We start from the raw sequence: 20,434 nt of genomic DNA, 5'->3' as shown, positions 1-20,434 counted from the left end.
CGGTGATCCGACGGGTTGCCACGTCAAAAGCCGAATGATAGGACATGCGCCACTATTGATGTCGATATGGGCCTGGCATTGCCGTCAGCCTGCAGGAGCCGCAGATGAGGACCGACGAGTCAGCAACCAGGTAAGCCGCAACAACGGTTTGAAAAAGTTGTTGCGGCGTCTGTCGGCTCACACTCCCAAGATTTGATGAAGTGGCAGATCGCCGCCGAATGTTACCCATTTGCGCGGATGTTTCATCATGCCCGATCATAACTTGCCCACCTGGCCCTATACGCTGCCGGCGGCTCTGCTGCTGATGGCGCCTTTCGATATCCTGGCGTCGCTCGCCATGGACATCTATCTGCCTGTCGTGCCGGAAATGCCCGGCATTCTCGGCACGTCGCCGGCAATCGTCCAGCTGACGCTGAGCCTCTACATGCTCATGCTGGGCTTGGGACAGGTGCTCTTCGGCCCGCTCTCCGACCGGTTCGGCCGCCGTCCGGTGCTTCTCGGAGGCGCGACTTTGTTTGCACTGACGTCATTGCTGCTGGCGGTCACCACCTCAGCGCCGGTCTTCGTGGCACTCCGGCTTGCGCAGGCGGCGGGCGCCTCGGCGGCGCTGGTCGCGACCTTCGCGACGGTGCGGGACGTCTATGGCGCACGTCCGGAAGGCGTCACCATATACGGCCTCTTCAGCGCCATGCTGTCCTTCGTTCCGGCGCTCGGACCGATTGCCGGCGCGCTGATCTCAGGCGCTCTCGGCTGGCAGGCGATCTTCCTGACGCTCGGCGTGCTCGGTCTTACCGCGCTCGGCCAGGCGCTGCTGCGCTGGTCGGAAACCCGGCCAATCCCTTCCGGCAACGGGAAGTCCAGCTTTAAGCCCATTCTCAGGAACGGCGCGTTCTGGACCTATACGCTCGGCTTCAGCACGGCGATGGGCGCGTTCTTCGTGTTCTTCTCGACCGCGCCGCGCCTGCTCATCGATCGCGCCGGCTATTCGCAGTTCGGCTTCAGCCTCGCCTTCGCGACGGCGGCAGTGGTGATGATCCTGACCACGCGCTTCGCCAAGGGTTTCGTCGGCCGCTACGGGATGTCCGGCTGCCTCATGCGCGGCATGGCAGCGCTGATCCTTGGCGGGCTGTTGCTTGCCGCCGGCGAAGTCTTCACGACACCCTCCTTCGCAAGCTTCGTGCTGCCGATGTGGGTGATCGCCGTCGGCATTGTCATGAGCGCCTCGGTGACTGCGAACGGCGCGCTGAAGGCCTTTGACGCGATCGCCGGAACGGCGGTGGCGCTCTACTTCTGCATCCAGAGCGTGATCGTCGCCGTCGTCGGCACCGGCGCCGTTCTGTTTCTGAAGGGCTATACGGCCTGGCCGCTCGTCGGCTACTGCCTGGTGATGGCGACGGTCACGCTCCTGGCGCTGGCGCTCCTGAACCGACGTGGAAGACAATAGCTGCCATGTACCTCCCGGAGCGGTTGCCTGCTCCGGGAGGTATTCAGCCAACCGGTCCGGCGGCTGCCAGCAAGACCGCAAGATGCCTCTTGACCTCGCCCCTGGGGCAGGCCCCAGACTTGTCTCATGACCGATTCTTTTTTCCTCGCCGGCCGTTTCGGCGCTGCCACAAGACTGTCGCCGAAGGCGCTCCGGCTCTATGTTGAGCAGGGCCTGCTCGTGCCCGCCCACGTCGATCCGGTGACCGGCTACCGCTACTACGCCGCCGAGCAGGCGGGCCGCGCCCGCTTGATCGCAAGGCTGCGGCAATTGGGCCTGCCGATCGCCCGAATCGCCCGCCTGATCGAGCTTCAGCCCGAAGTGCGCCTCGCCGAACTTCGCGCCTGGCTGGAGGTACAGACCAAACGGCTCGAGGAGCAGAGCGAGCTGGTGCAGGCGATCTTCCGGCAATCGTCCGGCGGCGATGATCCGCTGATCAAAGCCGTCCGCGTCCGCGACACTGCCCCTTCGAAGATCGTCTATCGGCAGGGTCATGTGACGGTCGATGCGCTCGACGCTTTCACGGAAAGCGCCGAAGCGGCGATCCGCAGCTACCTGGCACTATGCGGCAAGGACGACGATGGGCCGATGACGCTGCATTTCCACGAGCCCGTGAACCATGATGGCAAGGGCCTCGTCGAGGTCGCGATCGGCTACACCGGCAGCCTCGAACCGTCAGGTGATCTGCGCATGCGACTTCAGCCGGCTGGGCGCGAAGCATTCCTGCCGGTGTCCGAGACGTTCGAGACCTTTCCGGCGGTGCTGCGTGTCTACGACGCGATCGAGGCCTGGTTCGAGCACAGCAACGATCTCAATTGTTTCGGCAGCCCCTACGAAATCTACCCCGGCAGCGGCGACGCCCGTTTCGATGTCGCCTATCCCATCGTGCCTTAACAAGCCTCCCTTCACATCCCCCCTCAATCGCTCAAGGGTTCCATCCGATGCAGCACGTTCCCTATGTGGGCTCCGGCCCCTATTGCTACGCCAATTCCTTCGCCATGATGTTCGGCGAGGCGGCGCCCTCGCCCGCCGTCATCGAATTTGCCACAAGCAGCCCGTTCGGAATGCAGCTCATCGGCGGCTCGCTGCCGTTCTTCGACCCCTATGGCTGGGACCCGGAAGCCGGGTTCGACGGCGCGCTTGCTGCGCTCGGCTGGACCTCGGAAGTCAGCAAGGGTGACGATGCCGAGGACGCGCTTTCTCGCCTCCGGTCGACGCTCAAGGATGGCCCGGTCTGGGTCGGCCCGGTGGAAATGGGACATCTCCGCCATCAGCCCGGCATGACCGGGCCGATCGAGGCCGACCACTATGTCGTAGTCCTCGCGCTCGACGAGGAGCGGGTGCTGATGCACGATCCGCAGGGCTACCCCTACGCCTCGCTGCCGATCAGTGATTTCATGGCGGCCTGGAGCGCGAAGACGCTCACCTACGGCGATTCTTTCACGATGCGGTCGGGCTTTTCGCGGGTGGCGGAGGTCTCGGAGGTGGACGGGATCCGGGCCTCGATCCCGGCCGCGATCCACTGGCTGTCGATGGTTACGGATCGAGCGATGCCGCCTAGGAGCCTCGGCAATGCCGAGGCCGCCGAAGCGCTGGCGGCGCGCATCGAGGAACGCTGTGACAAGGGCTTGCGGGCGCACCTGATCCATTTCGCCGTTCGCGTCGGCGCCCGCCGTGCGGCTGACGCCGAAACCTGCCTCGAGCGCGCCGGCTTTGCCAAGTCCGCCGCCGTTGCCGGCGAACAGGCGCGACTCATCGGCGCGCTGCAATATCCGTTGGTCTTGCGCAGAGATGCGGAAGCGGCGGAAGCCCTGCGGCGGCTGGCTCCGACCTACGATCGGCTGCTCTCCGCCCTGCGAGGCGGAGACTGATTCCAGCAACACGCAACTCCGGACGGAAAACCGCTTCGCACTTTTCCTGGAATTGCTTCACTTGGCACGGGCGCAATTCCGGACGGAAAACCGCTTCGCACTTTTCCTGGAATTGCTTTAGGCAATGAGCTCGGAGAAGCTCTTCGGCCGCTCCGACTTGGCGTCGCGTACGGTTGCGTAGTGAAGTCCGACGACACCGTTGTCGTAGTGTTCGCTGCCGATCAGCTGCAGTTCGTTCTTATCCCTCAGCCGGGCGAACCACGGTTCACCCGGCGAGACGACGGGATAGACGAAGAAGTGGTAGCGATCGACCAGCCCGAGGCCGATCACCGTCTGCGCCAGGCTGGCGCCACCCGAGAGATGGATATCGCCGCCGGGCTCAGCCTTCAGCTCCATCAGGTAGCGCGAAAGTGCGGCGTCGTCGGCAGCCACGACCTGTTCGGCATTGTGCCAGGGGCTGATTGCCTGCTCACCGGTGCGGGAGAACACAATCTTGCGGGAGTCGTGCATGCGTTTGGCCATCACGCGATTGGTCTCGCCGTTGACCTCATCGTTCAGCGCGCCGGGCCAATAGCCGACCATCTCCTCGTAGGTGGTGCGCCCGACGAGTACCGTGTCGTAGCCGGCATAGAGGCGGTCGATCGCCCGGTACTGCTCATCGACCACCGTGCCCATCCAGGCAAGCGGATCGTCGAGGCGGCCATCGAGCGTCGTCATCATCTGCAGGACGATGTTGCGCATGTCTTCGCCTCCTTAATGGGTTTGCTCGACGAGCCGGGCCAGTTGCTCCGCCACCGTTCCCCAGCCGTCGTGGAAACCCATCTCCTCGTGCATCTTCCGGTCCGCGCCGTTGCGGTGCATCACGTGGGCGGCGTACTCAGTGCCGGCCGGATGGTCGCTGAGCGTGATGATTGCCGTCATGAAGGCGTTCTCGGCCGGCCGCCAGCCGGCAACGAGCGTATCGGTGAAGACGATGCGCGAGAGTTCGTCGACCGCGAGGAAGCAGGCATTGATATGCGGCACGAACTCGCCGCCGCCTTCGCTGATCCGGGTCACGAAGCCGCCGCCCGGCTTCAGGTCCATATCGATCACCTTGCATATTGCCGGCGCCGGGACCCACCATTGCTCAAGCCGGGTCCGATCGCTCCAGGCGCGCCAGACGGTCGCGCGCGGCGCCTTGATGATGCGTGCCATCGTCAGGTCGAGTTCGGGATCTGGAGAGCGGATCATGTCATTCCTCCTCGTGTTCAGTGACGAATTTTTCCAGCCGGTCGGCACGGCCTTCCCAGAGCGCGCGCTGCGCCGAAAGCCAGGTCTCGACCACGGCGAATTGCGCCTTCTCGATGGCGCAGGTCCGCACCCGGCCCTGCTTGTGCGTGCGGATCAGGCCGCTGCCTTCCAGGAAGTGGATGTGCTTCATGAAGGACGGCAGGGCCATGTCGAAGGGTCTGGCGAGATCGCTGATGCTCGCCGGGCCGCCGCCGAGCCGCGAAAGCACGGCGCGCCGGGTGGGATCGGCGAGCGCCTGAAAGATCACGTCCAATCGGCCTGAATACTGTTCCATAAGGCTAAGTATCATGACCAAACACTTAGCGCAACAGCTAACTATTGAAGTCCTCCCCGACAGGCTCGAGCCAATTTGTCTCACGGCGCCGTGCCGTCGACCGCAGGTCGAGAGCCGAGACCATTTCCCCATTTCCCGCTGATATGTTTTACTTGCTGCACTTTGCGGGATCGACAAAGGTCAGGGGCCAAAGCTCGAATGATGCGCTTTCTTGTGTTTGCGGTCGCCGCGCTCATCGCATTCGACGGGAATGCAGCAGAGCAGAATTTCCCCGCCGATGGCGGTCTGATTTATTTCAACATGCCGACCGGCAACATCGGTTGCCAATACACGCCAGCCGGTGGCTCCGATGTTTATGTCCCGGAGGACGGCGGCCCGGAACTTGGCTGTGACCGCATCGAACCGACCTATCAGAGGTTCATTCTGGGAAAGGCGGGCAAGGCCCGACGATTCCAGAACGCGGGCGATACAGCATGCTGCGACGGCTCCCATATCCTGAGCTACGGCAACAGCTGGAAGAAGGGGCCGTTTAGCTGTCGGTCCAGCAAGACCGGGCTCAGCTGCGAGCGCAGTGACGGCCACGGTTTTTACATCAGTCGATCGAAGACCGACGTCTATTAGAGCGGCAGCAGGAAAGGTGCATACGGTTTGCCGCGCGCCCTGACTTCTGGTTGATGGCCAGAGCGGGTTTGGTCGCAATCCTGTCGCGTTAGCGCTGACGAGGCCAGCAAGGGGTCGCCGCAGCACGCGGTAGCTCGATCCGGCAGAAGATCAGCGCTCGCCTATCTCCTGCAGAAAAGTCTCCAGGACGCTGCGGCTCTGCGCCAGCTTTTCCGTCTTCTCTTCGACAAGCCGGATCTGCTCGTGCAGGGTGACGCGCAGTTCGTCGCAGGGCTCAAAGATCGGACCTTCTCCGCGAACGCACGGCAGGAACTGCAGGATCGTCGGAAGGGTCATGCCGCCGGCGCCCAGGAGTTTGATGCGCTCGACGGTTCTCACCTCCGCCAGATCATAGTCGCGATAGCCGCTTTCGGTGCGTCCAGGCTTCAACAGCCCTTCGGCTTCATAGTAGCGCAGCATCCGAATGCTGACGCCGGTGCGTTTCGACAGCTCGCCTATTTTCATTCCGGTCCCTTCGCCTCGCCCTTGACTCTGACAGCGCTGTCAGACCTTAGACCTATTGGCTCCTTCATGTGAACACACCCAGGAGCAAGACCATGCCGAACGAAACAAGCCTCTATCCCGCAGCGCTCAACGGCCGCCCGGCCAGCGCTGCCGATCTGATCCCCTTGGCTTTTGCCGGCTTCGCCCACTTCACCGCAATTCAGGTCAGGGACTGCAAGATCAGAGGTCTGGACCTGCATCTGAAGCGCCTCAGCAACGCCTCTCTCTCCTTCTTCGGCCGCGCGCTGCCCGACGAAGAGTTGCGCGCCCACATCAAACAGGCAATCGACGCAGGTCCGGCGGAGGGTACGGTCGAGCGTGCGCTCATATCCGGCCGGGTCCGCGATCGCCCCCTTGGCGTATCGCTGCGACGTCCGGTCCCAGAAACGCGCGTCACTCGCCGTCTTCATGCTGCCTGCTCCCCAGAGCGCGACCAGATCTCCTCGGCACGGTCGAGGCCGGAGCCACGCCGGTCAAGGGATTCCGGCTACCGCGCAATCGTCAACAAATGGCGGAGATCGGACGGTCAATCAGCGAAGGCCCCTTCGCGCTAGGCCAGACGAACCCAATCGACGGTTTCAAGCACATAGGGCGCGAAGAGAAAGTCGCGGATCGCAGCGATCTCGTCCTCGCGCCAATCGAGAAGAACGAAATGCGCAGGCATCTCCATGGGCCCGGCGCTGTCGAAAACCAGCATGACCGGACGCCCCTCGATCGCACCGAGCGCGAACCGCCACCTCGTCTCCTCGGCATAGCGGGTGAAGTAGCGGCCAATGCCCTCACGGCCCTCCAGCCTCAGCCTGTTGACGAGCTCGAGCTTGACGTCTTCGGCCAGCATGGCGCGGATCGCATCGAAATCGCCCCCCTGAAACAGGCGCACATAGGTCGCCATCTTCTGCCGGTTGGCATCGGACATCAGCGGCAGCCGCATATCGTCCGGGCGATCCGCCAGTTGCCGGAGCGACGCGCGTCCGCGCTGGAGCGCCGACTTGGCAGCCGCCGGCGTGCAGTCGGCAATATCCGCGATTTCTTCGACCGAATGTCCGAGCACATCCTTGAGAATCACGGCGCAGCGCTGAAGTTCAGGCAGCTGCAGGAAGGTGTGAAAGCCGACCGCAACGATGTCCGCTTCGGGCAGCCGTGCGTCCTCCAGATCATCGCGCAGCGGAACGACCCTGTGCCGGGACCGCCGGCGCAGGAAATCGAGGCTGGTATTGTGGGCGATGCGAAGCAACCAGCCCTCGATATTGTCCACGACCACACCGTCCGCCCGCGCCTGCAGGGCCTTGATCAAGGTATCCTGCAGCACGTCCTCGCCGTCCACGGCCGAGCCGGTCATGCGCGCGCAATAGCGATGCAGCCGCGGCCTGAACTCGCGCAGGCGATCCTCGAAATCTTCCACGTTCATGTATCGAGCTCCATGGGCGCATTTCCAGGCGTCAGCCCATCGGCGACGACGGCACGATAACGCGGGTCCAAAGAAATGTCCGCCGCCTTCCGGCCACTGTCGGCGGGCGTCGGCGGCGGATCGACATCACCTGTTATCGCTGAACACGGCCTCGCCCAGGATCGACTCAAGGCTTGCCAATTCCAGGATCTGCGGGAAGTAGGCCTTCATCCGGGGATCGGCCCGCATCGCCTCAATGGCCGCCGGCGTCTCCCATTCCGAATAGATGATGACGCTGGCGCCGTCCTTGGCGGCGATCAGCCGGCTTGTGTGCCAACCGCCGAGCGTGCTGATCACGGTTTCGATGTTGCGCTTCAGGAGCGCAATCAATTGCGCCTGCTTGCCGGGTTCGACCTTCAGCAGATTGACGAGTGTGACAGGTTCGGTGGTCATCAGCGTGTCTCCTTTGCTACGGACACAGCAAAGACGAACCGGAGAGGCGAAACGGATCGCGCCGAAGAAGATTTTTTGCGGGTTGGCGCCAAGCGGGTTGGCAACGTCTTGATATTGATCGCTGTGGCAAGGGAGAGAAATGGCGGACAGAGAGGGATTCGAACCCTCGATACGCTTTCACGTATACACGCGTTCCAGGCGTGCGCCTTCAACCACTCGGCCACCTGTCCATCCGTCAGCAGCCGATGGTCAATCCGGCTGGATGGGAAGGGCGGGGCCCTTCGGTGTCGACCGGTGTAAACCGGCGGACGCGCGTCTATATACCGATGATTTGCTTGGGATCAACTGCTTTCTGACAGATTGTTGACATCTTGTGAAACGAGCGGCCCGTCGTCCCCATTGTGCATACCAGGCGGCACGCTTATCTCTTGCGCCGGGACGAGTGTCACGTCCCGGCAGCGTCCAGATGCCAGCTCGGCTCTACTGCGATCCCCGCATAATTTCGCCACTGGGCCTTGTCCGAGACCCCTGCGATCGAAGAAGATGCCGCCGGGGCGTTGCGCTTGACCATGACATGACGCGACCAGTGACATGAAGGGATAATTGGACCGATGCGGTTTCTACTAAGGCTGGCGAGCGCCGTCGTGTTGTTTGCCGCCGTGCTTGCCGGCGCCGTCGACGCGATTCAGTCGGTCGCCGCATCGGAACTGGTGATGACCTCGCTTGGCGACGACCTGGAGGCGCTGGGCGCCGACACGGCGAGCTGGATCCAGTTTGCGCAGCGTTCCGATACGGCGCAGACGATCTGGCATTCGGTGCTGCATTGGCTGCTGATGCAGCCGGCCTTCGCCGTGCTGGCGCTGCTCGCGCTCGTTCTGTGGATGGTCGGTTACAAGAAGCGGCCGGCCGCGGGCCGCTTCGCCGCCTGATTTTTAGCGGAGCCCGTCTCTGCACCGACGAGGAGTATGCTGATGTTCCTGATCGACATGTTCAACAAGAAGACGATCATGCCCGATGCGCAGACAGCGCTGCCGGGTCGCGACGAGGCGATCCCGACGGCCGAGACGCATTTCGTCTCCGGGCGGCCGCTGAATGGCCCCTACCCCGACGGCACGAAGCAGGTCCTGCTTGGCATGGGCTGCTTCTGGGGCGCCGAACGGCTGCTCTGGAAGATCCCCGGTGTCTACGTGACGGCTGTCGGTTACGCTGGCGGGCTGACACGGAACCCGACCTATCAGGAGACGACCACCGGGCTCACAGGCCATGCCGAGGTGGTGCTGGTCGTCTATGATCCAGAGACGGTTCCGCTTGCGACCCTGCTCAAGACTTTCTTCGAGGAGCACGACCCGACCCAGGGCATGCGCCAGGGCAACGATATCGGCACCACCTACCGCTCGGCAATCTACACCTATGACGACGAGCAGCTGGCGGAGGCCAAGGCCGCGCGCACCACTTTCCAGGCGGCGCTGAAGTATTCCAACCATGGCGGCACGATCACCACCGAGATCGGCAAGGCCGGCCCATTCTACTTCGCCGAGGACTACCACCAGCAATATCTGGCGAAGAACCCGAACGGCTATTGCGGCCTGCGCGGCACCGGGGTGAGTTGCCCGATCGGGTACTAGGGCGCCGTGCGTTCGACTGACGCACAAAGGACGCTCTAGCACTTTGATTCTAGAGCATCTTTCCGCCTCCGGTGGTTCCACTCGAGAGCGGGATGCTCTAGACAGGCCGATGTGCTTGGCCTCAATCGACCCAAACCTTCACCAGATCGTTTCGTGTAAACAAGCGCTGGATGCGGGCGGAGAACCGCACACACTTTTCCTCATCCCGCTCCGACACCGGGGGCCGCTTTGGCCCTCTCGAAAGCAAGCGCGATACCCACAACCCAGAGGTCGCGCCGGATGGGCGCGCACACTTGCCGGCGATCTCAAAAGCGCAACAGAACCGGTGCCTTACGGGTACCGGCTTCTGTGGCTTGTATTTTTACCATCTGAAAAATTTTGAGTGTTTTTTTGCCGTGACCGTGCAAGGATGCGCCACCCTAGCCCCAAGGAGAAGGGGGTGGGTTCCGCAGACAGGTTCCGTCGGGGAGCCGGCGGGAGGACCCAATAAGATCAATAGCGACAACAGGGCTGCACAATGAAAAAAACCATTCTCGGTCTCTTTGCCTTTTCGATGATGTCCGCGACGGCACTGGCCGCCGACATCAAGCCAGCGATCATCTACGATCTCGGCGGCAAGTTCGACAAATCCTTCAACGAGGCTGCCTTCAACGGCGCCGAAAAGTTCAAGACGGAATCGGGCGTCGAATACCGCGAGTTCGAAATCGCCAACGATGCCCAGCGTGAACAGGCGCTGCGCCGCTTTGCGAGCGACGGCAACAGCCCGATCGTCATGGCCGGCTTCAACTGGGCGGCTTCGCTCGAGAAGATCGCGCCGGAATACCCTGATATCAAGTTTGCGATCATCGACATGGTCGTCGAGAAGCCGAACGTCAAATCGGTCGTCTTCAAGGAACAGGAAGGCTCCTACCTCGTCGGCGTTCTCGCCGGCCTCGCTTCGAAGTCGAAGACCGTCAGCTTCATCGGCGGCATGGACGTTCCGCTGATCCACAAGTTCGCCTGTGGCTACGTTGGCGGCGCCAAGTCGACCGGCGCTGACGTCAAGGTTCTGGAAGCCTACACCGGAACGACGCCGGACGCCTGGAACGACCCGGTCAAGGGCGGCGAAATCGCCAAGTCGCAGATCGACCAAGGCTCGGACGTCGTCTACCACGCAGCCGGCGGCACCGGCGTCGGCGTTCTGCAGGCAGCAGCAGATGCGGGCAAGCTCGGCATCGGCGTCGACTCCAACCAGAACGGCCTGCAGCCGGGCAAGGTCCTGACCTCGATGCTGAAGCGCGTCGACGTTGCCGTCTATGAAGCCTTCACGGCGGCCAAGAACGACAAGTTCGAGTTCGGCATTTCCAACCTCGGCCTCAAGGAAGATGGCGTCGGCTATGCGCTCGACGACAACAACAAGGCACTGATCACGCCTGAGATGCTCGACGCAGTGGAAAAGGTGAAAGCCGAAATCATTGCCGGCAAGGTCGAAGTTCACGACTACATGAGCGACGAGTCCTGCCCCTACTAAGAGCAGCACTTATGTAAATAGAGAGGCCGCCGGTTCGTTGGACCGGCGGCCTTTTAATTTCCGTTTGCCGTGGCGCTCGATCAGTAGTGCGGCGGCCGGGTGATCGCCGGCGCATCGAGCGATTGCTCCTCGAGCGACAGGAAACGCTCGGTCAGCCGGTCGAGCTTGGCGCGCGTCTGTTCCACCACCTTCCATTGCTCGGCAAGCTGATCGGAAAGTTCCTCGATGGTCTTGGCCTGGTGGGCCACCGTTTCCTCGAGGTGGGTGATCCGTTCGTCCGTCTTGTTCATGTCCGCCAACTCCGTCCTGCCACGCGCCGGCGCGCCCGCGCAGCACAATGGGATCTTGCCGGCAGATTGGCCATAGCCGGCATCATGTCAAGCAAGAGCCTCTCAGGCCTTCGCCGCCGCACTGCCCGAGAGCGAAAATCCGGGATCCTTTGCCGAAAGCCGCTTGTGCAGATGCACCATCAGTCCGGCAGCAAAGAGCGGCGTCAAAAGGTTGACGAACGGCACCGCCAGAAAGGCCGCGAGCAGAAGGCCGGCGAGAAAAACGGTGGAACGGTGCTTCTCGCGGAAGAGCCGCGCCTCCGCCGGTGCACGATAGCGCATTGCCGCGAACTCGAAGAATTCGCGGCCGAGCAGATAGCCGTTGACCAGAAAGAAGGCGACGAGATTGACGCCCGGAACGAGCAGCAGGAAGAGCGCCAGCAGGTTGCCGAGGATGACAACGCCGAGAAACTTCAGCGATCCGGCGATCGCCTCGCCAAGCGGCAGCGGCCGGCCCTGCGGCTCGCTCGGATAGTCCCGCTTCTCGATCACCTCGGCAACATCGTCGAGGAAGAAGCCGGCGATCAGCGCGGTGACGGGGGCCAGAAGCAAAGCCAAGGCGAGCGCCAGCCCGAGGCTCGCGAAGATGCCGACGACGAAGGTCAGCCAACCGGCCCAGACGGGCGTGCCCGGCATCAGCGTATCGATCCACGGCAGCGCCAGCCAGATAAACACTCCGCGCACCGCAAACCAGAGCGCGACGAGCGCCAGTATCGTCAGGCCCAGCACCTTCCAGAAAACCGATCGGGTCTCGGGCGCAAGGAGATTGGCAAGCGAAAGTCGCGCCGCGTCCAAGATCATCATCGCTCTCCAGTATGGCCCAAGGTTCGATGATGCATGTAGGCAGGGGCACCACCAGCGACAAGACACACGCGGCGGAAGCCAGTCTTTATGCAAGATTCACGCGCCTCGTCTAAGGGAAGCATGGAAAACGCCAAGGGCGGCGATATTGTAGACGTAGCGGACAGCAGCCGCAGGCAAGAACAGCATTCCGCGGAGGATGACATGACAGAACAAAAGACACTCGCCAGCCTTTCCGTGCTGGTGCAGAGCGGCAAGCTGGACCCCGTGGACCTCGCCAAGCAAACCTATGCGGCGATCGACGCACACGGCGACTATGCCATCTTCGTTGAACTGACGCCTGAGCGCGCGACGCGGGATGCCGAGGCCGCCTCGAAACGCCTCAGGGCGGGACGCTCGCTCGGCCTGCTCGACGGCCTGCCGGTCGCGTGGAAGGACCTCTTCGATGTGGCCGGCAGCGTCACGACCGCCGGCTCGAAGGTGCTGCAGACGCACGCCCCGGCGAGGAGCGACGCTCCGGTCGTTGCCGCCGTTGCCGCAGCCGGCATGGTCAGCGTCGGCCGCACCAATATGAGCGAGTTCGCCTTTTCGGGCCTTGGCATCAACCCGCATTACGGCACGCCGAGGAACCCCGCGGCCACCGACGTTGAGCGCATTCCCGGCGGCTCGTCGTCAGGCTCGGCGGTCGCGGTCGCGGCCGGGCTGGTGCCAGCAGCCATCGGCACCGATACCGGCGGGTCCGTCCGCATCCCCGCGGCGATGACCGGCATTGTCGGTTACAAAGCAACACGCGGCCGCTACACGATGAAGGGCGTCTTTCCGCTGGCTGAAAGCCTGGATTCGCTTGGGCCCCTTTGCCACACGGTGCAGGACGCCGTGTGGGTGGACGCTGCCATGCACGGGCTGACGGCTCCGACCGTGCGCCGCGCCGACCTTTCAGGCGTCGCGCTGGTGATCCCGGAAACGGTGGTCTTCGACGATGCGGAAACGGAAGTCGTCGAGGCGTTCGAGGATGCCATCAGGCGGCTCGAGAAAGCCGGCGTTGCTATCAGCCGCCGCGCCTTCCCGACCTTCTCGGCGGTCTTCGGGCTGATGGCGCGCCATGGCGCCCTGGTGACGGCCGAGGCCTATGCGCTTCATCGCGAGCGGCTGGCCGGGCACGAGGCCAATGAGATGGATCCCCGTGTCGTTGCCCGCACCAGGCTCGGCGAGAAGATCACCATGCCCGACTACATTGCCCTGCTCGACGCGCGCGACCAACTGATCCATGAGACGGTCGACAGCCTGAAGCCGAACGAGCTCATCGCCCACCCGACCCTGCCGCATGTGGCGCCGCCGATCGCGCCACTGATCGAGGACGACGAGCTGTTCTTCAAGACCAACGCCAAGACACTGCGCAACACGTCGATCGGTAACTTCCTGGATTTCTGCGGCATCTCCATTCCCTGCGGTACCGGGGCGGCCGAAATGCCCGTTGGTTTGCAGCTTGCCGCGCCGCATCACCAGGACGATCGGCTGCTCTCCGTCGCGCTCTCTGCCGAAACGATCATCCGGGGTGAGGCATGATCGTCTGTTTCGACATCGGCGGCTCGGCGATCAAGGGCGCGATCGTGCATTCGCGCGACCGGATCTTTCCGTTGCCGCGACGGACAACGCCGCTCAGCAACTTCCGCCAGTTCATTGAGGCGCTCGAATCGGTCCTGGACGAAGCGGGCGGACACCCGGATTGCGTGGCGATCTCGATCACCGGCGTCATCGATCCCGAGACGCGGCGGATCAAATGCGCCAACATCCCCTGCATCGACGGACGTGACCTAGTCACCGAACTCGAAGCGGCGCTGCACCTGCCGGTGAAGATCGCCAATGACGCCGACTGTTTCGCGCTTGCCGAAGCAGGTGCCGGCGCCGGGCGCGGCCACCGTATCGTCTTCGGCGCCATTCTCGGCACCGGGGTCGGCGGCGGCCTGGTGATCGACGGCCGGCTGATCAATGCCGATGGCGGCTTTGCCGGCGAATGGGGACACGGCCCGGCGATCGCGGCCGAGGCCGGCAACCCGCCGATCGCCATTCCCGCCTATGACTGCGGCTGCGGCCAGAAGCGCTGCGTCGATACCGTTGGCGGCGCCCGCGGGTTGGAGCGGCTGCACCAGACCGCCCATGGCAAGACGCTTTCAAGCCATGAGATCATCGAGGCCTGGAAGGCTGGGGATGCAGAGGCAAAGCGCACGGTCGATCTGCTCGTCGATCTCGTGAGTTCGCCTTTGGCACTCGTCATCAACATCACCGGCGCGACGATCGTGCCTGTCGGCGGCGGACTCTCCAATTCCGAGGAACTGCTCGCCGAAATCGACAGGACAGTGCGTAGCCGGATTCTCCGGCAGTTCGAACGGCCGCTGGTGGTGCGTGGTGAATGCCGGGTCGAGCCCGGATTGATCGGCGCGGCGCTGCTTGGCCTCGGCGAGGAGAAGATATGAGCGACATCAAACTGGAAGTCTGCGTCGACGATGCCGACGGGCTTTACGCGGCGATCGAGGGCGGCGCAGACCGGATCGAGCTCTGCGCCGCCCTGTCCGTCGGTGGCCTGACGCCCAATCCCGGACTGATGGCGCTGGCCGGTCCGCCGCCGGTGCCCGTTTACGCCATGATCCGCCCTCGCCCGGGCGATTTCGTCTTCTCCGCCGCGGACCTCGATGTCATGCGTCGCGATATCGACGCGGCGCGGGCGGCAGGTCTCGCCGGCGTGGTGCTCGGCGCCTCCCTTGCCGACGGTCGCCTCGATAAGTCGATGCTGATCAAGCTCACAGGCCATGCGGCCGGACTCAGGATGACGCTGCACCGCGCCTTCGATCTGGTTCCGGATTTCGCCGAGGCGATGGAGGTGGCGGTCGAGCTCGGCTTCGAACGCATCCTGACCTCGGGCGGTGCCAGGAGCGCACCGCAGGCGATCGATCGGTTGGCCGAAATCGTCGATCTCGCCAAGGGCCGGCTGTCGATCATGCCGGGGTCCGGCGTCACCCTCGATACGGTCGATGCCCTTCTCGACCGGGTGACCGTCAGCGAAGTGCACTCCTCCTGCTCCGTTCGTGAGCCGGCTCAGGATCCGCGATTGGTCGAAATGGGCTTCGTTTCGGCCGACCGGCGCCGCACCGATGCGGAAACGGTCCGGGCGATGAAGGCGAGACTTTCAGCGCGCTGAGACAACGTTGCCCGAAATGAAAAGCCCCGGACAACATTTGCGCTGTCCGGGGCTTTTGCTTGATGCGTTATGATCAGGCGGCGTAGACCTGCGTGCCGCCGATCCAGGTAGAGCCCATGCCAAGCTCCGGCGTCAGAAGCACGAAATCCGCATCGGCGCCGGGCTTCAGCCGTCCCTTGTGGGTAGCGAGACCCATAGCATCGGCCGGATAGGCGGAGGCCATCCGCAAGGCTTCTTCCACCGGCAGGCCGAGCTTGTCGTGCACGAAACGGACCGACGACAGCATGTCGATGTCGGCGCCGGCGAGCGTACCGTCGGCAAGCGTCAGGCGACCGCCCTCGCGCAGGATCTCGCGGCCGTTCAGCTGGAAGCTGGTCATGTCCGTGCCGATCGGCGACATCGCGTCGGTCACCAGGAAGATCTGGCCCGGGCCGACTTTTGCGCGCAGCGCCACGCCCATCGAGGCCGGCTCGACATGGTAGCCGTCGGCAATCAGGCCCGCATGCAGCGTGCCGGTGGCAAGTGCCGCACCGACCACGCCCGGCTCGCGATGGCCAAGGCCGCTCATGGCGTTGAAGAGATGGGTCACCGTCCTTGCGCCCGCCTTGGCATAGGCGACGGCGGTTTCGTAACCGACATCGGTGTGGCCGAGGCTGACGACGGCGCCGGCTTCGGCCAGCGCCCGCACCTGTTCCCGGGTGGCGTTTTCGGGCGCCACGGTCACCATCAGCACGCCGAGCGCCTTGGCGCAATCGAGCATTTCGGCGAGATCGGCATCGTCCATCGGACGGATCAGCGTCGGATCATGGGCGCCCTTGCGTGCGACCGAGAGATGCGGACCTTCGAGATGCAGCCCGAGGAAACCCGGCACGCCAGCGGCCTTGGCGTCGAGACCCGCCTTGATGGTGGCGCTTCTGATTTCGCGTGTGTCGGTGATCAGCGTCGGCAGCAGTGCGGTGGTGCCGAACTTGGCATGCGCCGAACAGATCTGCCGGATACCCTCGACGGACGGTTCTTCGTTCAGAAGCGCACCACCGCCGCCGTTGACCTGCAGGTCGATGAAGCCCGGCACCAGCAGCATGCCATGCGCATCGATTTTTTTGGCATCGGCGGGGACGTCCGCCACTGCCACGATCGCCTTGACGCGGCCGGCCTCGATCACGAGAGCACAGCCGTCATGCCATTCGACGCCGTCGAACAGGCGGGCGCCGGTGATTGCTTTCCTCTCGCTCATCTCGTCTCCGTTACCTTCTTGAGGCTCGCCGGTGCGTCGGGGTTGAGACCGCGCGAGCGCGACCAGGCTTCGACGAAGCCATAGAACGGCAGGATCAAGGTCAGCGCGTCGGTGATCGGGTGGCCCGTCTCGACGAACGGCAGGCGCTTGGCCTTGCCGGCAAGGCTCGATGTAACATGAACCACTGCGCCCTTTTCGGCCATACCGTCGGCAATGCCGGCGACCGAAGTTTCGGCTGCATCACGGGCCGCAAGCGTCAGCACCGGGAACTTGGCGCCGACGAGCGCCACCGGCCCGTGCAGAACTTCGGCCGCGGAATAGGCTTCCGCATGCATGCCGGAGGTTTCCTTGAACTTCAGCGCCGCCTCGCTGGCGATCGCAAGCGCCGGGCCACGGCCGAGCACATAGAGCGATTCCGCCTCGCCGAGATCGTCGGCAAAGGCCTGCCAGTCGAGCTTGACGGCCTTCGCAAACTGGTTCGGCAGATCGGCGACTGCCCGCTTAAGCGCTGCGTCACCGGTCCATTCGCCGAGCACGGCAAGGCCGGCGACGATCGAATTGACGTAGGACTTGGTGGCCGCAACGGCGATTTCCGGACCGGCGAGAATGTCGAGAGGGTTGGTGCAGGCCTCGGAGATCGGCGAGGGCAGCGTGTTGGTGAGCGCGATCGAGACGGCGCCGGCATCGGTCGCGGCCTGGGCCATAGCGACGATATCCGGGCTCTTGCCCGACTGCGAAATCGCGATCGCCGCGGCACCGCCGAGCTTCAGTTTGGCGCCGTAGATCGAGGCGAGCGACGGGCCGAGCGAGGCGACCGGTCGACCGGCCTGCAGCTCGATCGCATATTTGAGGAAAAGCGCGGCATGATCGGAGGAGCCGCGGGCGATCGTGACCAGGAAGGCCGGATCCTTGACGCGGAGTGCCGCGCCGGCGGCCTTGAGCTGATCGGCCGAGCGTTCCAGCAGGCGCTGGGCGGCTTCGGGGATCTCGTCGATTTCTCGGCGCATATTGGTCTGCATGGTCAATTCCTTTCTGCGGGCGGTCGCTTTAGGATTCCGACAGCGTCAGTTCCGCGACAAAGTCATAGGCATCGCCCCGGTAGAGCGAGCGGGTGAATTCGACGACGCGTCCGGATGCGAGATAGGAGACGCGTTCGATGGAAAGGCCGGCCGAGCCAACGGCAACGCCGAGCATCGAGGCATCCGGGTCCTTGATGTTGCAAGCGGAGATGCGCTGGACGGCGCGCACCGGCCGGGACCGCGTCTTGTCAAGCGCCGAATAGAGCGACGAGGTGACGGCCTGCGGGTCCGGCAGGAACTCCGCAGAGATGCTGGCGCGCTCGATCGCAAGCGGCATGTCGTCGGCGATGCGAAGGCGCCCGAGGCGGGCGACCAGCGCGTCGGCGGGAAGGCCAAGCGCCATCATCTCATCCGGCGAAGGATGAAACAGGCCGCGTTCCAGCCAGCGCGCATGGGTGTTCAACCCGCGGCGCGCCATGTCTTCGGTGAACGACGTCAACCGCGACAGAGACTGCTGCACCTTGGAGACCGGCTTGACGACAAAGGTGCCGGAACCGTGGCGGCGGACAAGCAGCCCATCGCGCACGAGATCGTCTACCGCCTTGCGCACGGTCACGCGGCTGATGTTGGCATAGTCGGCAAGATCGCGCTCTGGCGGCAAGGCGTCGCCATGGTTGAGCTTGCCCGACTGGATTGCGTCTTCGAGCGATTGCCGAAGCTTGAGATAGAGCGGCCCCGATCCTCCGGACTGCAGGCCCTCAAGCGGCAGAATGGAAGCGAGCTGGTGCGTCATGCACTCGCCCTCGCATGTGAGCCAAACCGTTGCGCGGCCAGAGCGACCGACCCGGTCAGTGCGTCCGCCTCGGCTTCGACGAGCAATGCCTGATGGCGCTCGGCAAGCCAGGGGCGATAGAGCGGCGCCAATCCGCCAAGCAGACAAAGCCTCTCGCAGCCTCGTGCAACCACGACATCCAGCGCCTCATCCACCGTAAGTGCGGCGGCCTTCAGGATCCGCACGGCGACGGGATCGCCTGCGGCAGCCCCTTCGAAGACCCGCGGCGCATAGCGGCCGAACTCGCCGGGCTTCGCAAGACGGGCAAAATCGACGACATCGCGCGCGTCGTTGTTGAATTCGGCCAGAACGCTATCCGTGACCGCGGAAGCTGCATGAATACTGTCGAAGGCAAGCAGGCTTTCCTGCAGAAGCGCATGGCCGATGCGGGCTCCGCTGCCATGGTCGCCGATGGTGAAACCCCAGCCGCCGACATAACTGACCGTATCTCCTTGGCGCAAAATATAGATGGTGCCCGTACCGAGGATGGCGACCGCGCCATCCTGGTTGCCGAGCGCACCCTGCAGCGCGATCAAACCGTCGGATTCGATATCCGCGGCGGCGAAGGGCAGACGACGCTTTACGTAATGCACGGCATCGCCGACATTATGTCCGGCCACACCGACGATCGCCTTGGCGGCGGCAATGCCCTCAGGGTCGAGGCCCGCCTCTTCAAAGGCTGCGCGGGCGGCTCCGCCGATATTGGCGAGCGCGGTTTCCGGGTCTGTCAGGATATTGGCGGCGCCGGCCTTGCCACGCCCGAGAATGCGCCCATCTGCCGTTGCCACGGCAGCTCGGCAGCTCGTCCCGCCCCCGTCGATTCCTATCAGGTAATTTGTCATGAGTACCTCCGCCCATTGAGGATACCAAAAAAATACCAATAACCAAGTCTGAATCCGCCCACGCTTTCGATTTCGTTGCAATTCATTGAAATTCAAGGACTAATTTAGACGATCGGTTTTTTCAGGCGCCAAAAGTTAAATTCTGCTGGACAATTGGTATTTTTTTGGCATTAATTTCAACCGAGAGGAGACATGACCCATGCCGTCAGCAAAGACCGAAGAGCGTCACGACAACGCCAAGGGCCTGGATCTTATGCATCCGGCGCTGGCGCTGCGACTGCTCGCCGCCGGCCAGCAGGCAGCGGCCAAGGCCGTCGATGCGGCGATCGAGTCGATCTCCGCCGCCGCCTCGATTGCCGCCGAAGCGCTCAGCTCCGGGCGGCGTCTTGCCTATGCGGGCGCCGGCAGCTCCGGTCTCATGGCGATGGCCGACGCGCTCGAGCTGCCCGGCACCTATGGTATCGCGCAGGATCAGATCGTCATCCTGCTTGCCGGCGGCGCTGCCAGCCTCAGCGACCTCGCGGGAGGTTATGAGGACGATATGGACCTCGCCCGAGAGGACGTGCGCAAGGCGGGCATCGGCGCGGGCGACTGTCTCGTTTCCGTTTCCGCAAGCGGTTCCACCCCTTACGCGCTTGCCGCTGCCGACGAGGCCCGCAAGCGCGGCGCCAAGGTAATCGCCGTCGCCAACAATCCGGGTGCGGCGCTCTTCAAGGACGCGGACGTCTCGATCCTCTTGCAGACGCCGCCGGAAGTGGTCTCCGGCTCGACCCGCATGGGCGCCGGCACCGCACAGAAGATCGCCTTCAACATGTTCTCGACACTGGTCGGCATCCATCTCGGCCACGTGCTCGACGGCCACATGGTCAACCTGCGCGCCGACAATATCAAGCTGCACGGCCGCGCGATCCGCATCGTCACCGACATCACCGGCATCAGCGCCACTGAGGCCGGCCGGCTGATCAACGAGGCCTCCGGCTCGGTCAAGGTCGCGATCCTTCTCGCCTCGGGCGCGAAGGACGTTGCAGCCGCCGACGCCGCTCTGAAAGAGGCCAAGCAGAATCTGCGCCGGGCGATCGGTATCGTCTCGGCCTGAATCAATTCTGGGATCCAAACCGCGCCAA

The 20,434-nt window shown here is 63.8% G+C and carries 23 protein-coding genes, 1 tRNA gene and 2 pseudogenes; 12 read left to right on the top strand and 14 right to left on the bottom strand.

Features of this window, described 5'->3' with window-relative positions; genetic code table 11:
* The first annotated feature begins 247 nt into the window (after window positions 1-247).
* The 3 genes from cml to AC070A_RS09670 all read left to right on the top strand — a co-directional run bounded on the left by cml (window position 248) and on the right by AC070A_RS09670 (window position 3,354).
* Window positions 248-1,444 carry a CmlA/FloR family chloramphenicol efflux MFS transporter gene (gene cml, locus AC070A_RS09680; protein WP_492384450.1) on the top strand — a complete coding sequence of 399 codons (1,197 nt, stop codon included), beginning with the start codon at window positions 248-250 and terminating at the stop codon, window positions 1,442-1,444.
* Between the two features lie 126 nt (window positions 1,445-1,570).
* Window positions 1,571-2,377, top strand: a complete 807-nt coding sequence (locus tag AC070A_RS09675; RefSeq protein ID WP_057247797.1) for a MerR family transcriptional regulator — start codon at window positions 1,571-1,573, stop codon at window positions 2,375-2,377.
* Between the two features lie 47 nt (window positions 2,378-2,424).
* Complete coding sequence (locus AC070A_RS09670) at window positions 2,425-3,354, top strand: YobF C-terminal domain-containing protein (protein ID WP_057247796.1); 930 nt, start codon at window positions 2,425-2,427, stop codon at window positions 3,352-3,354.
* A gap of 117 nt (window positions 3,355-3,471) precedes the next feature.
* Here the strand turns inward: AC070A_RS09670 and AC070A_RS09665 are convergent, their stop codons facing one another.
* From AC070A_RS09665 to AC070A_RS09655, 3 genes are read right to left on the bottom strand one after another with little or no spacing between them, the layout of a single operon-like run.
* Window positions 3,472-4,095 carry a dihydrofolate reductase family protein gene (locus AC070A_RS09665; RefSeq protein ID WP_057247795.1) on the bottom strand — a complete coding sequence of 208 codons (624 nt, stop codon included), beginning with the start codon at window positions 4,093-4,095 and terminating at the stop codon, window positions 3,472-3,474.
* Between the two features lie 12 nt (window positions 4,096-4,107).
* Window positions 4,108-4,584 (bottom strand): SRPBCC family protein, encoded by a 477-nt coding sequence (locus AC070A_RS09660; RefSeq protein WP_057247794.1) that lies wholly within the window; start codon window positions 4,582-4,584, stop codon window positions 4,108-4,110.
* A 1-nt stretch (window position 4,585) separates the two neighbouring features.
* Complete coding sequence (locus tag AC070A_RS09655) at window positions 4,586-4,918, bottom strand: ArsR/SmtB family transcription factor (protein WP_057247793.1); 333 nt, start codon at window positions 4,916-4,918, stop codon at window positions 4,586-4,588.
* Between the two features lie 198 nt (window positions 4,919-5,116).
* Here AC070A_RS09655 and AC070A_RS09650 point away from each other — a divergent pair, with 198 nt between their 5' ends.
* Window positions 5,117-5,539, top strand: coding sequence for a DUF6636 domain-containing protein (locus AC070A_RS09650; protein WP_113399017.1), 423 nt, complete (start codon window positions 5,117-5,119; stop codon window positions 5,537-5,539).
* Window positions 5,540-5,689: 150 nt separating this feature from the next.
* Here the strand turns inward: AC070A_RS09650 and AC070A_RS09645 are convergent, their stop codons facing one another.
* Window positions 5,690-6,043: a MerR family transcriptional regulator gene (locus AC070A_RS09645; protein ID WP_057247792.1), complete on the bottom strand. Its 354-nt coding sequence runs from the start codon at window positions 6,041-6,043 to the stop codon at window positions 5,690-5,692.
* 92 nt (window positions 6,044-6,135) lie between these two features.
* Here AC070A_RS09645 and AC070A_RS09640 point away from each other — a divergent pair.
* Window positions 6,136-6,360 (top strand): annotated as a pseudogene (locus tag AC070A_RS09640) (aminotransferase class IV); the annotation flags it as partial.
* A 27-nt stretch (window positions 6,361-6,387) separates the two neighbouring features.
* Here the strand turns inward: AC070A_RS09640 and AC070A_RS09635 are convergent.
* The 4 genes and pseudogenes from AC070A_RS09635 to AC070A_RS09620 all read right to left on the bottom strand — a co-directional run.
* Window positions 6,388-6,492 (bottom strand): annotated as a pseudogene (locus AC070A_RS09635) (SAM-dependent methyltransferase); the annotation flags it as partial.
* 140 nt (window positions 6,493-6,632) lie between these two features.
* The gene (locus AC070A_RS09630; RefSeq protein WP_057247790.1) at window positions 6,633-7,490 is read right to left on the bottom strand and encodes a sigma-70 family RNA polymerase sigma factor; all 858 of its coding nucleotides are present in this window, start codon (window positions 7,488-7,490) and stop codon (window positions 6,633-6,635) included.
* A 126-nt stretch (window positions 7,491-7,616) separates the two neighbouring features.
* A complete protein-coding gene (locus AC070A_RS09625) occupies window positions 7,617-7,922 on the bottom strand; it encodes a putative quinol monooxygenase (RefSeq protein ID WP_057247789.1) in 306 nt (101 codons plus the stop codon).
* 140 nt (window positions 7,923-8,062) lie between these two features.
* Window positions 8,063-8,152 (bottom strand) — tRNA-Ser (locus AC070A_RS09620).
* Between the two features lie 381 nt (window positions 8,153-8,533).
* Here AC070A_RS09620 and AC070A_RS09615 point away from each other — a divergent pair.
* The 3 genes from AC070A_RS09615 (at window position 8,534) to AC070A_RS09605 (ending at window position 11,057) form a co-directional block, all read left to right on the top strand.
* On the top strand, window positions 8,534-8,851 hold the full coding sequence (locus tag AC070A_RS09615) for a hypothetical protein (protein ID WP_057247788.1): 318 nt from the start codon (window positions 8,534-8,536) through the stop codon (window positions 8,849-8,851).
* 42 nt (window positions 8,852-8,893) lie between these two features.
* Complete coding sequence (msrA, locus tag AC070A_RS09610) at window positions 8,894-9,547, top strand: peptide-methionine (S)-S-oxide reductase MsrA (protein ID WP_057248229.1); 654 nt, start codon at window positions 8,894-8,896, stop codon at window positions 9,545-9,547.
* Between the two features lie 517 nt (window positions 9,548-10,064).
* Window positions 10,065-11,057: a BMP family lipoprotein gene (locus AC070A_RS09605; protein ID WP_057247787.1), complete on the top strand. Its 993-nt coding sequence runs from the start codon at window positions 10,065-10,067 to the stop codon at window positions 11,055-11,057.
* An 80-nt stretch (window positions 11,058-11,137) separates the two neighbouring features.
* Here the strand turns inward: AC070A_RS09605 and AC070A_RS09600 are convergent, their stop codons facing one another.
* The gene (locus AC070A_RS09600; RefSeq protein WP_057248228.1) at window positions 11,138-11,347 is read right to left on the bottom strand and encodes a SlyX family protein; all 210 of its coding nucleotides are present in this window, start codon (window positions 11,345-11,347) and stop codon (window positions 11,138-11,140) included.
* Between the two features lie 102 nt (window positions 11,348-11,449).
* The gene (locus AC070A_RS09595) at window positions 11,450-12,187 is read right to left on the bottom strand and encodes a sulfate transporter family protein (protein ID WP_113479380.1); all 738 of its coding nucleotides are present in this window, start codon (window positions 12,185-12,187) and stop codon (window positions 11,450-11,452) included.
* 204 nt (window positions 12,188-12,391) lie between these two features.
* Between AC070A_RS09595 and AC070A_RS09590 the strand changes: the two genes are divergently transcribed.
* The 3 genes from AC070A_RS09590 to AC070A_RS09580 are packed head-to-tail and all read left to right on the top strand — an operon-like array spanning window position 12,392 to window position 15,383.
* Window positions 12,392-13,753, top strand: a complete 1,362-nt coding sequence (locus AC070A_RS09590; protein ID WP_057248226.1) for an amidase — start codon at window positions 12,392-12,394, stop codon at window positions 13,751-13,753.
* A complete protein-coding gene (locus AC070A_RS09585) occupies window positions 13,750-14,661 on the top strand; it encodes an ROK family protein (RefSeq protein WP_057247786.1) in 912 nt (303 codons plus the stop codon). Before AC070A_RS09590 ends, AC070A_RS09585 begins: the two co-directional genes overlap by 4 nt.
* Complete coding sequence (locus AC070A_RS09580; RefSeq protein ID WP_112994222.1) at window positions 14,658-15,383, top strand: copper homeostasis protein CutC; 726 nt, start codon at window positions 14,658-14,660, stop codon at window positions 15,381-15,383. Before AC070A_RS09585 ends, AC070A_RS09580 begins: the two co-directional genes overlap by 4 nt.
* Window positions 15,384-15,456: 73 nt before the next feature.
* Here AC070A_RS09580 and nagA read toward each other — a convergent pair whose 3' ends face one another.
* Genes nagA through AC070A_RS09560 form a run of 4 tightly spaced genes read right to left on the bottom strand, consistent with a single transcriptional unit; the run spans window position 15,457 to window position 19,310 of the window.
* Complete coding sequence (gene nagA, locus AC070A_RS09575; RefSeq protein ID WP_057247784.1) at window positions 15,457-16,617, bottom strand: N-acetylglucosamine-6-phosphate deacetylase; 1,161 nt, start codon at window positions 16,615-16,617, stop codon at window positions 15,457-15,459.
* Window positions 16,614-17,636, bottom strand: coding sequence for an SIS domain-containing protein (locus AC070A_RS09570; protein WP_057247783.1), 1,023 nt, complete (start codon window positions 17,634-17,636; stop codon window positions 16,614-16,616). The genes nagA and AC070A_RS09570 overlap by 4 nt, the downstream gene beginning before the upstream one ends.
* A 28-nt stretch (window positions 17,637-17,664) precedes the next feature.
* Window positions 17,665-18,429, bottom strand: coding sequence for a GntR family transcriptional regulator (locus tag AC070A_RS09565; RefSeq protein ID WP_057247782.1), 765 nt, complete (start codon window positions 18,427-18,429; stop codon window positions 17,665-17,667).
* Window positions 18,426-19,310, bottom strand: coding sequence for a glucosamine kinase nucleotide-binding domain-containing protein (locus tag AC070A_RS09560; RefSeq protein ID WP_057247781.1), 885 nt, complete (start codon window positions 19,308-19,310; stop codon window positions 18,426-18,428). Before AC070A_RS09560 ends, AC070A_RS09565 begins: the two co-directional genes overlap by 4 nt.
* A gap of 199 nt (window positions 19,311-19,509) precedes the next feature.
* Between AC070A_RS09560 and AC070A_RS09555 the strand changes: the two genes are divergently transcribed.
* Window positions 19,510-20,406 (top strand): N-acetylmuramic acid 6-phosphate etherase, encoded by an 897-nt coding sequence (locus tag AC070A_RS09555; RefSeq protein ID WP_057247780.1) that lies wholly within the window; start codon window positions 19,510-19,512, stop codon window positions 20,404-20,406.
* Window positions 20,407-20,434: the final 28 nt, after the last annotated feature.

The organism is Ensifer sp. GW101-20A05 (assembly GCF_059424735.1).
This window is presented reverse-complemented; position numbering and strand designations above follow the sequence as displayed.

What these genes read in the sequence shown, in the direction of transcription:
- cml (WP_492384450.1), top strand. Translation starts at nt 248, where the DNA reads ATGCCCGATCATAACTTGCCCACCTGGCCCTATACGCTGCCGGCGGCT.
- AC070A_RS09675 (WP_057247797.1), top strand. Translation starts at nt 1,571, where the DNA reads ATGACCGATTCTTTTTTCCTCGCCGGCCGTTTCGGCGCTGCCACAAGA.
- AC070A_RS09670 (WP_057247796.1), top strand. Translation starts at nt 2,425, where the DNA reads ATGCAGCACGTTCCCTATGTGGGCTCCGGCCCCTATTGCTACGCCAAT.
- AC070A_RS09665 (WP_057247795.1), bottom strand. Translation starts at nt 4,095, where the DNA reads ATGCGCAACATCGTCCTGCAGATGATGACGACGCTCGATGGCCGCCTC.
- AC070A_RS09660 (WP_057247794.1), bottom strand. Translation starts at nt 4,584, where the DNA reads ATGATCCGCTCTCCAGATCCCGAACTCGACCTGACGATGGCACGCATC.
- AC070A_RS09655 (WP_057247793.1), bottom strand. Translation starts at nt 4,918, where the DNA reads ATGGAACAGTATTCAGGCCGATTGGACGTGATCTTTCAGGCGCTCGCC.
- AC070A_RS09650 (WP_113399017.1), top strand. Translation starts at nt 5,117, where the DNA reads ATGATGCGCTTTCTTGTGTTTGCGGTCGCCGCGCTCATCGCATTCGAC.
- AC070A_RS09645 (WP_057247792.1), bottom strand. Translation starts at nt 6,043, where the DNA reads ATGAAAATAGGCGAGCTGTCGAAACGCACCGGCGTCAGCATTCGGATG.
- AC070A_RS09630 (WP_057247790.1), bottom strand. Translation starts at nt 7,490, where the DNA reads ATGAACGTGGAAGATTTCGAGGATCGCCTGCGCGAGTTCAGGCCGCGG.
- AC070A_RS09625 (WP_057247789.1), bottom strand. Translation starts at nt 7,922, where the DNA reads ATGACCACCGAACCTGTCACACTCGTCAATCTGCTGAAGGTCGAACCC.
- AC070A_RS09615 (WP_057247788.1), top strand. Translation starts at nt 8,534, where the DNA reads ATGCGGTTTCTACTAAGGCTGGCGAGCGCCGTCGTGTTGTTTGCCGCC.
- msrA (WP_057248229.1), top strand. Translation starts at nt 8,894, where the DNA reads ATGTTCCTGATCGACATGTTCAACAAGAAGACGATCATGCCCGATGCG.
- AC070A_RS09605 (WP_057247787.1), top strand. Translation starts at nt 10,065, where the DNA reads ATGAAAAAAACCATTCTCGGTCTCTTTGCCTTTTCGATGATGTCCGCG.
- AC070A_RS09600 (WP_057248228.1), bottom strand. Translation starts at nt 11,347, where the DNA reads ATGAACAAGACGGACGAACGGATCACCCACCTCGAGGAAACGGTGGCC.
- AC070A_RS09595 (WP_113479380.1), bottom strand. Translation starts at nt 12,187, where the DNA reads ATGATCTTGGACGCGGCGCGACTTTCGCTTGCCAATCTCCTTGCGCCC.
- AC070A_RS09590 (WP_057248226.1), top strand. Translation starts at nt 12,392, where the DNA reads ATGACAGAACAAAAGACACTCGCCAGCCTTTCCGTGCTGGTGCAGAGC.
- AC070A_RS09585 (WP_057247786.1), top strand. Translation starts at nt 13,750, where the DNA reads ATGATCGTCTGTTTCGACATCGGCGGCTCGGCGATCAAGGGCGCGATC.
- AC070A_RS09580 (WP_112994222.1), top strand. Translation starts at nt 14,658, where the DNA reads ATGAGCGACATCAAACTGGAAGTCTGCGTCGACGATGCCGACGGGCTT.
- nagA (WP_057247784.1), bottom strand. Translation starts at nt 16,617, where the DNA reads ATGAGCGAGAGGAAAGCAATCACCGGCGCCCGCCTGTTCGACGGCGTC.
- AC070A_RS09570 (WP_057247783.1), bottom strand. Translation starts at nt 17,636, where the DNA reads ATGCAGACCAATATGCGCCGAGAAATCGACGAGATCCCCGAAGCCGCC.
- AC070A_RS09565 (WP_057247782.1), bottom strand. Translation starts at nt 18,429, where the DNA reads ATGACGCACCAGCTCGCTTCCATTCTGCCGCTTGAGGGCCTGCAGTCC.
- AC070A_RS09560 (WP_057247781.1), bottom strand. Translation starts at nt 19,310, where the DNA reads ATGACAAATTACCTGATAGGAATCGACGGGGGCGGGACGAGCTGCCGA.
- AC070A_RS09555 (WP_057247780.1), top strand. Translation starts at nt 19,510, where the DNA reads ATGCCGTCAGCAAAGACCGAAGAGCGTCACGACAACGCCAAGGGCCTG.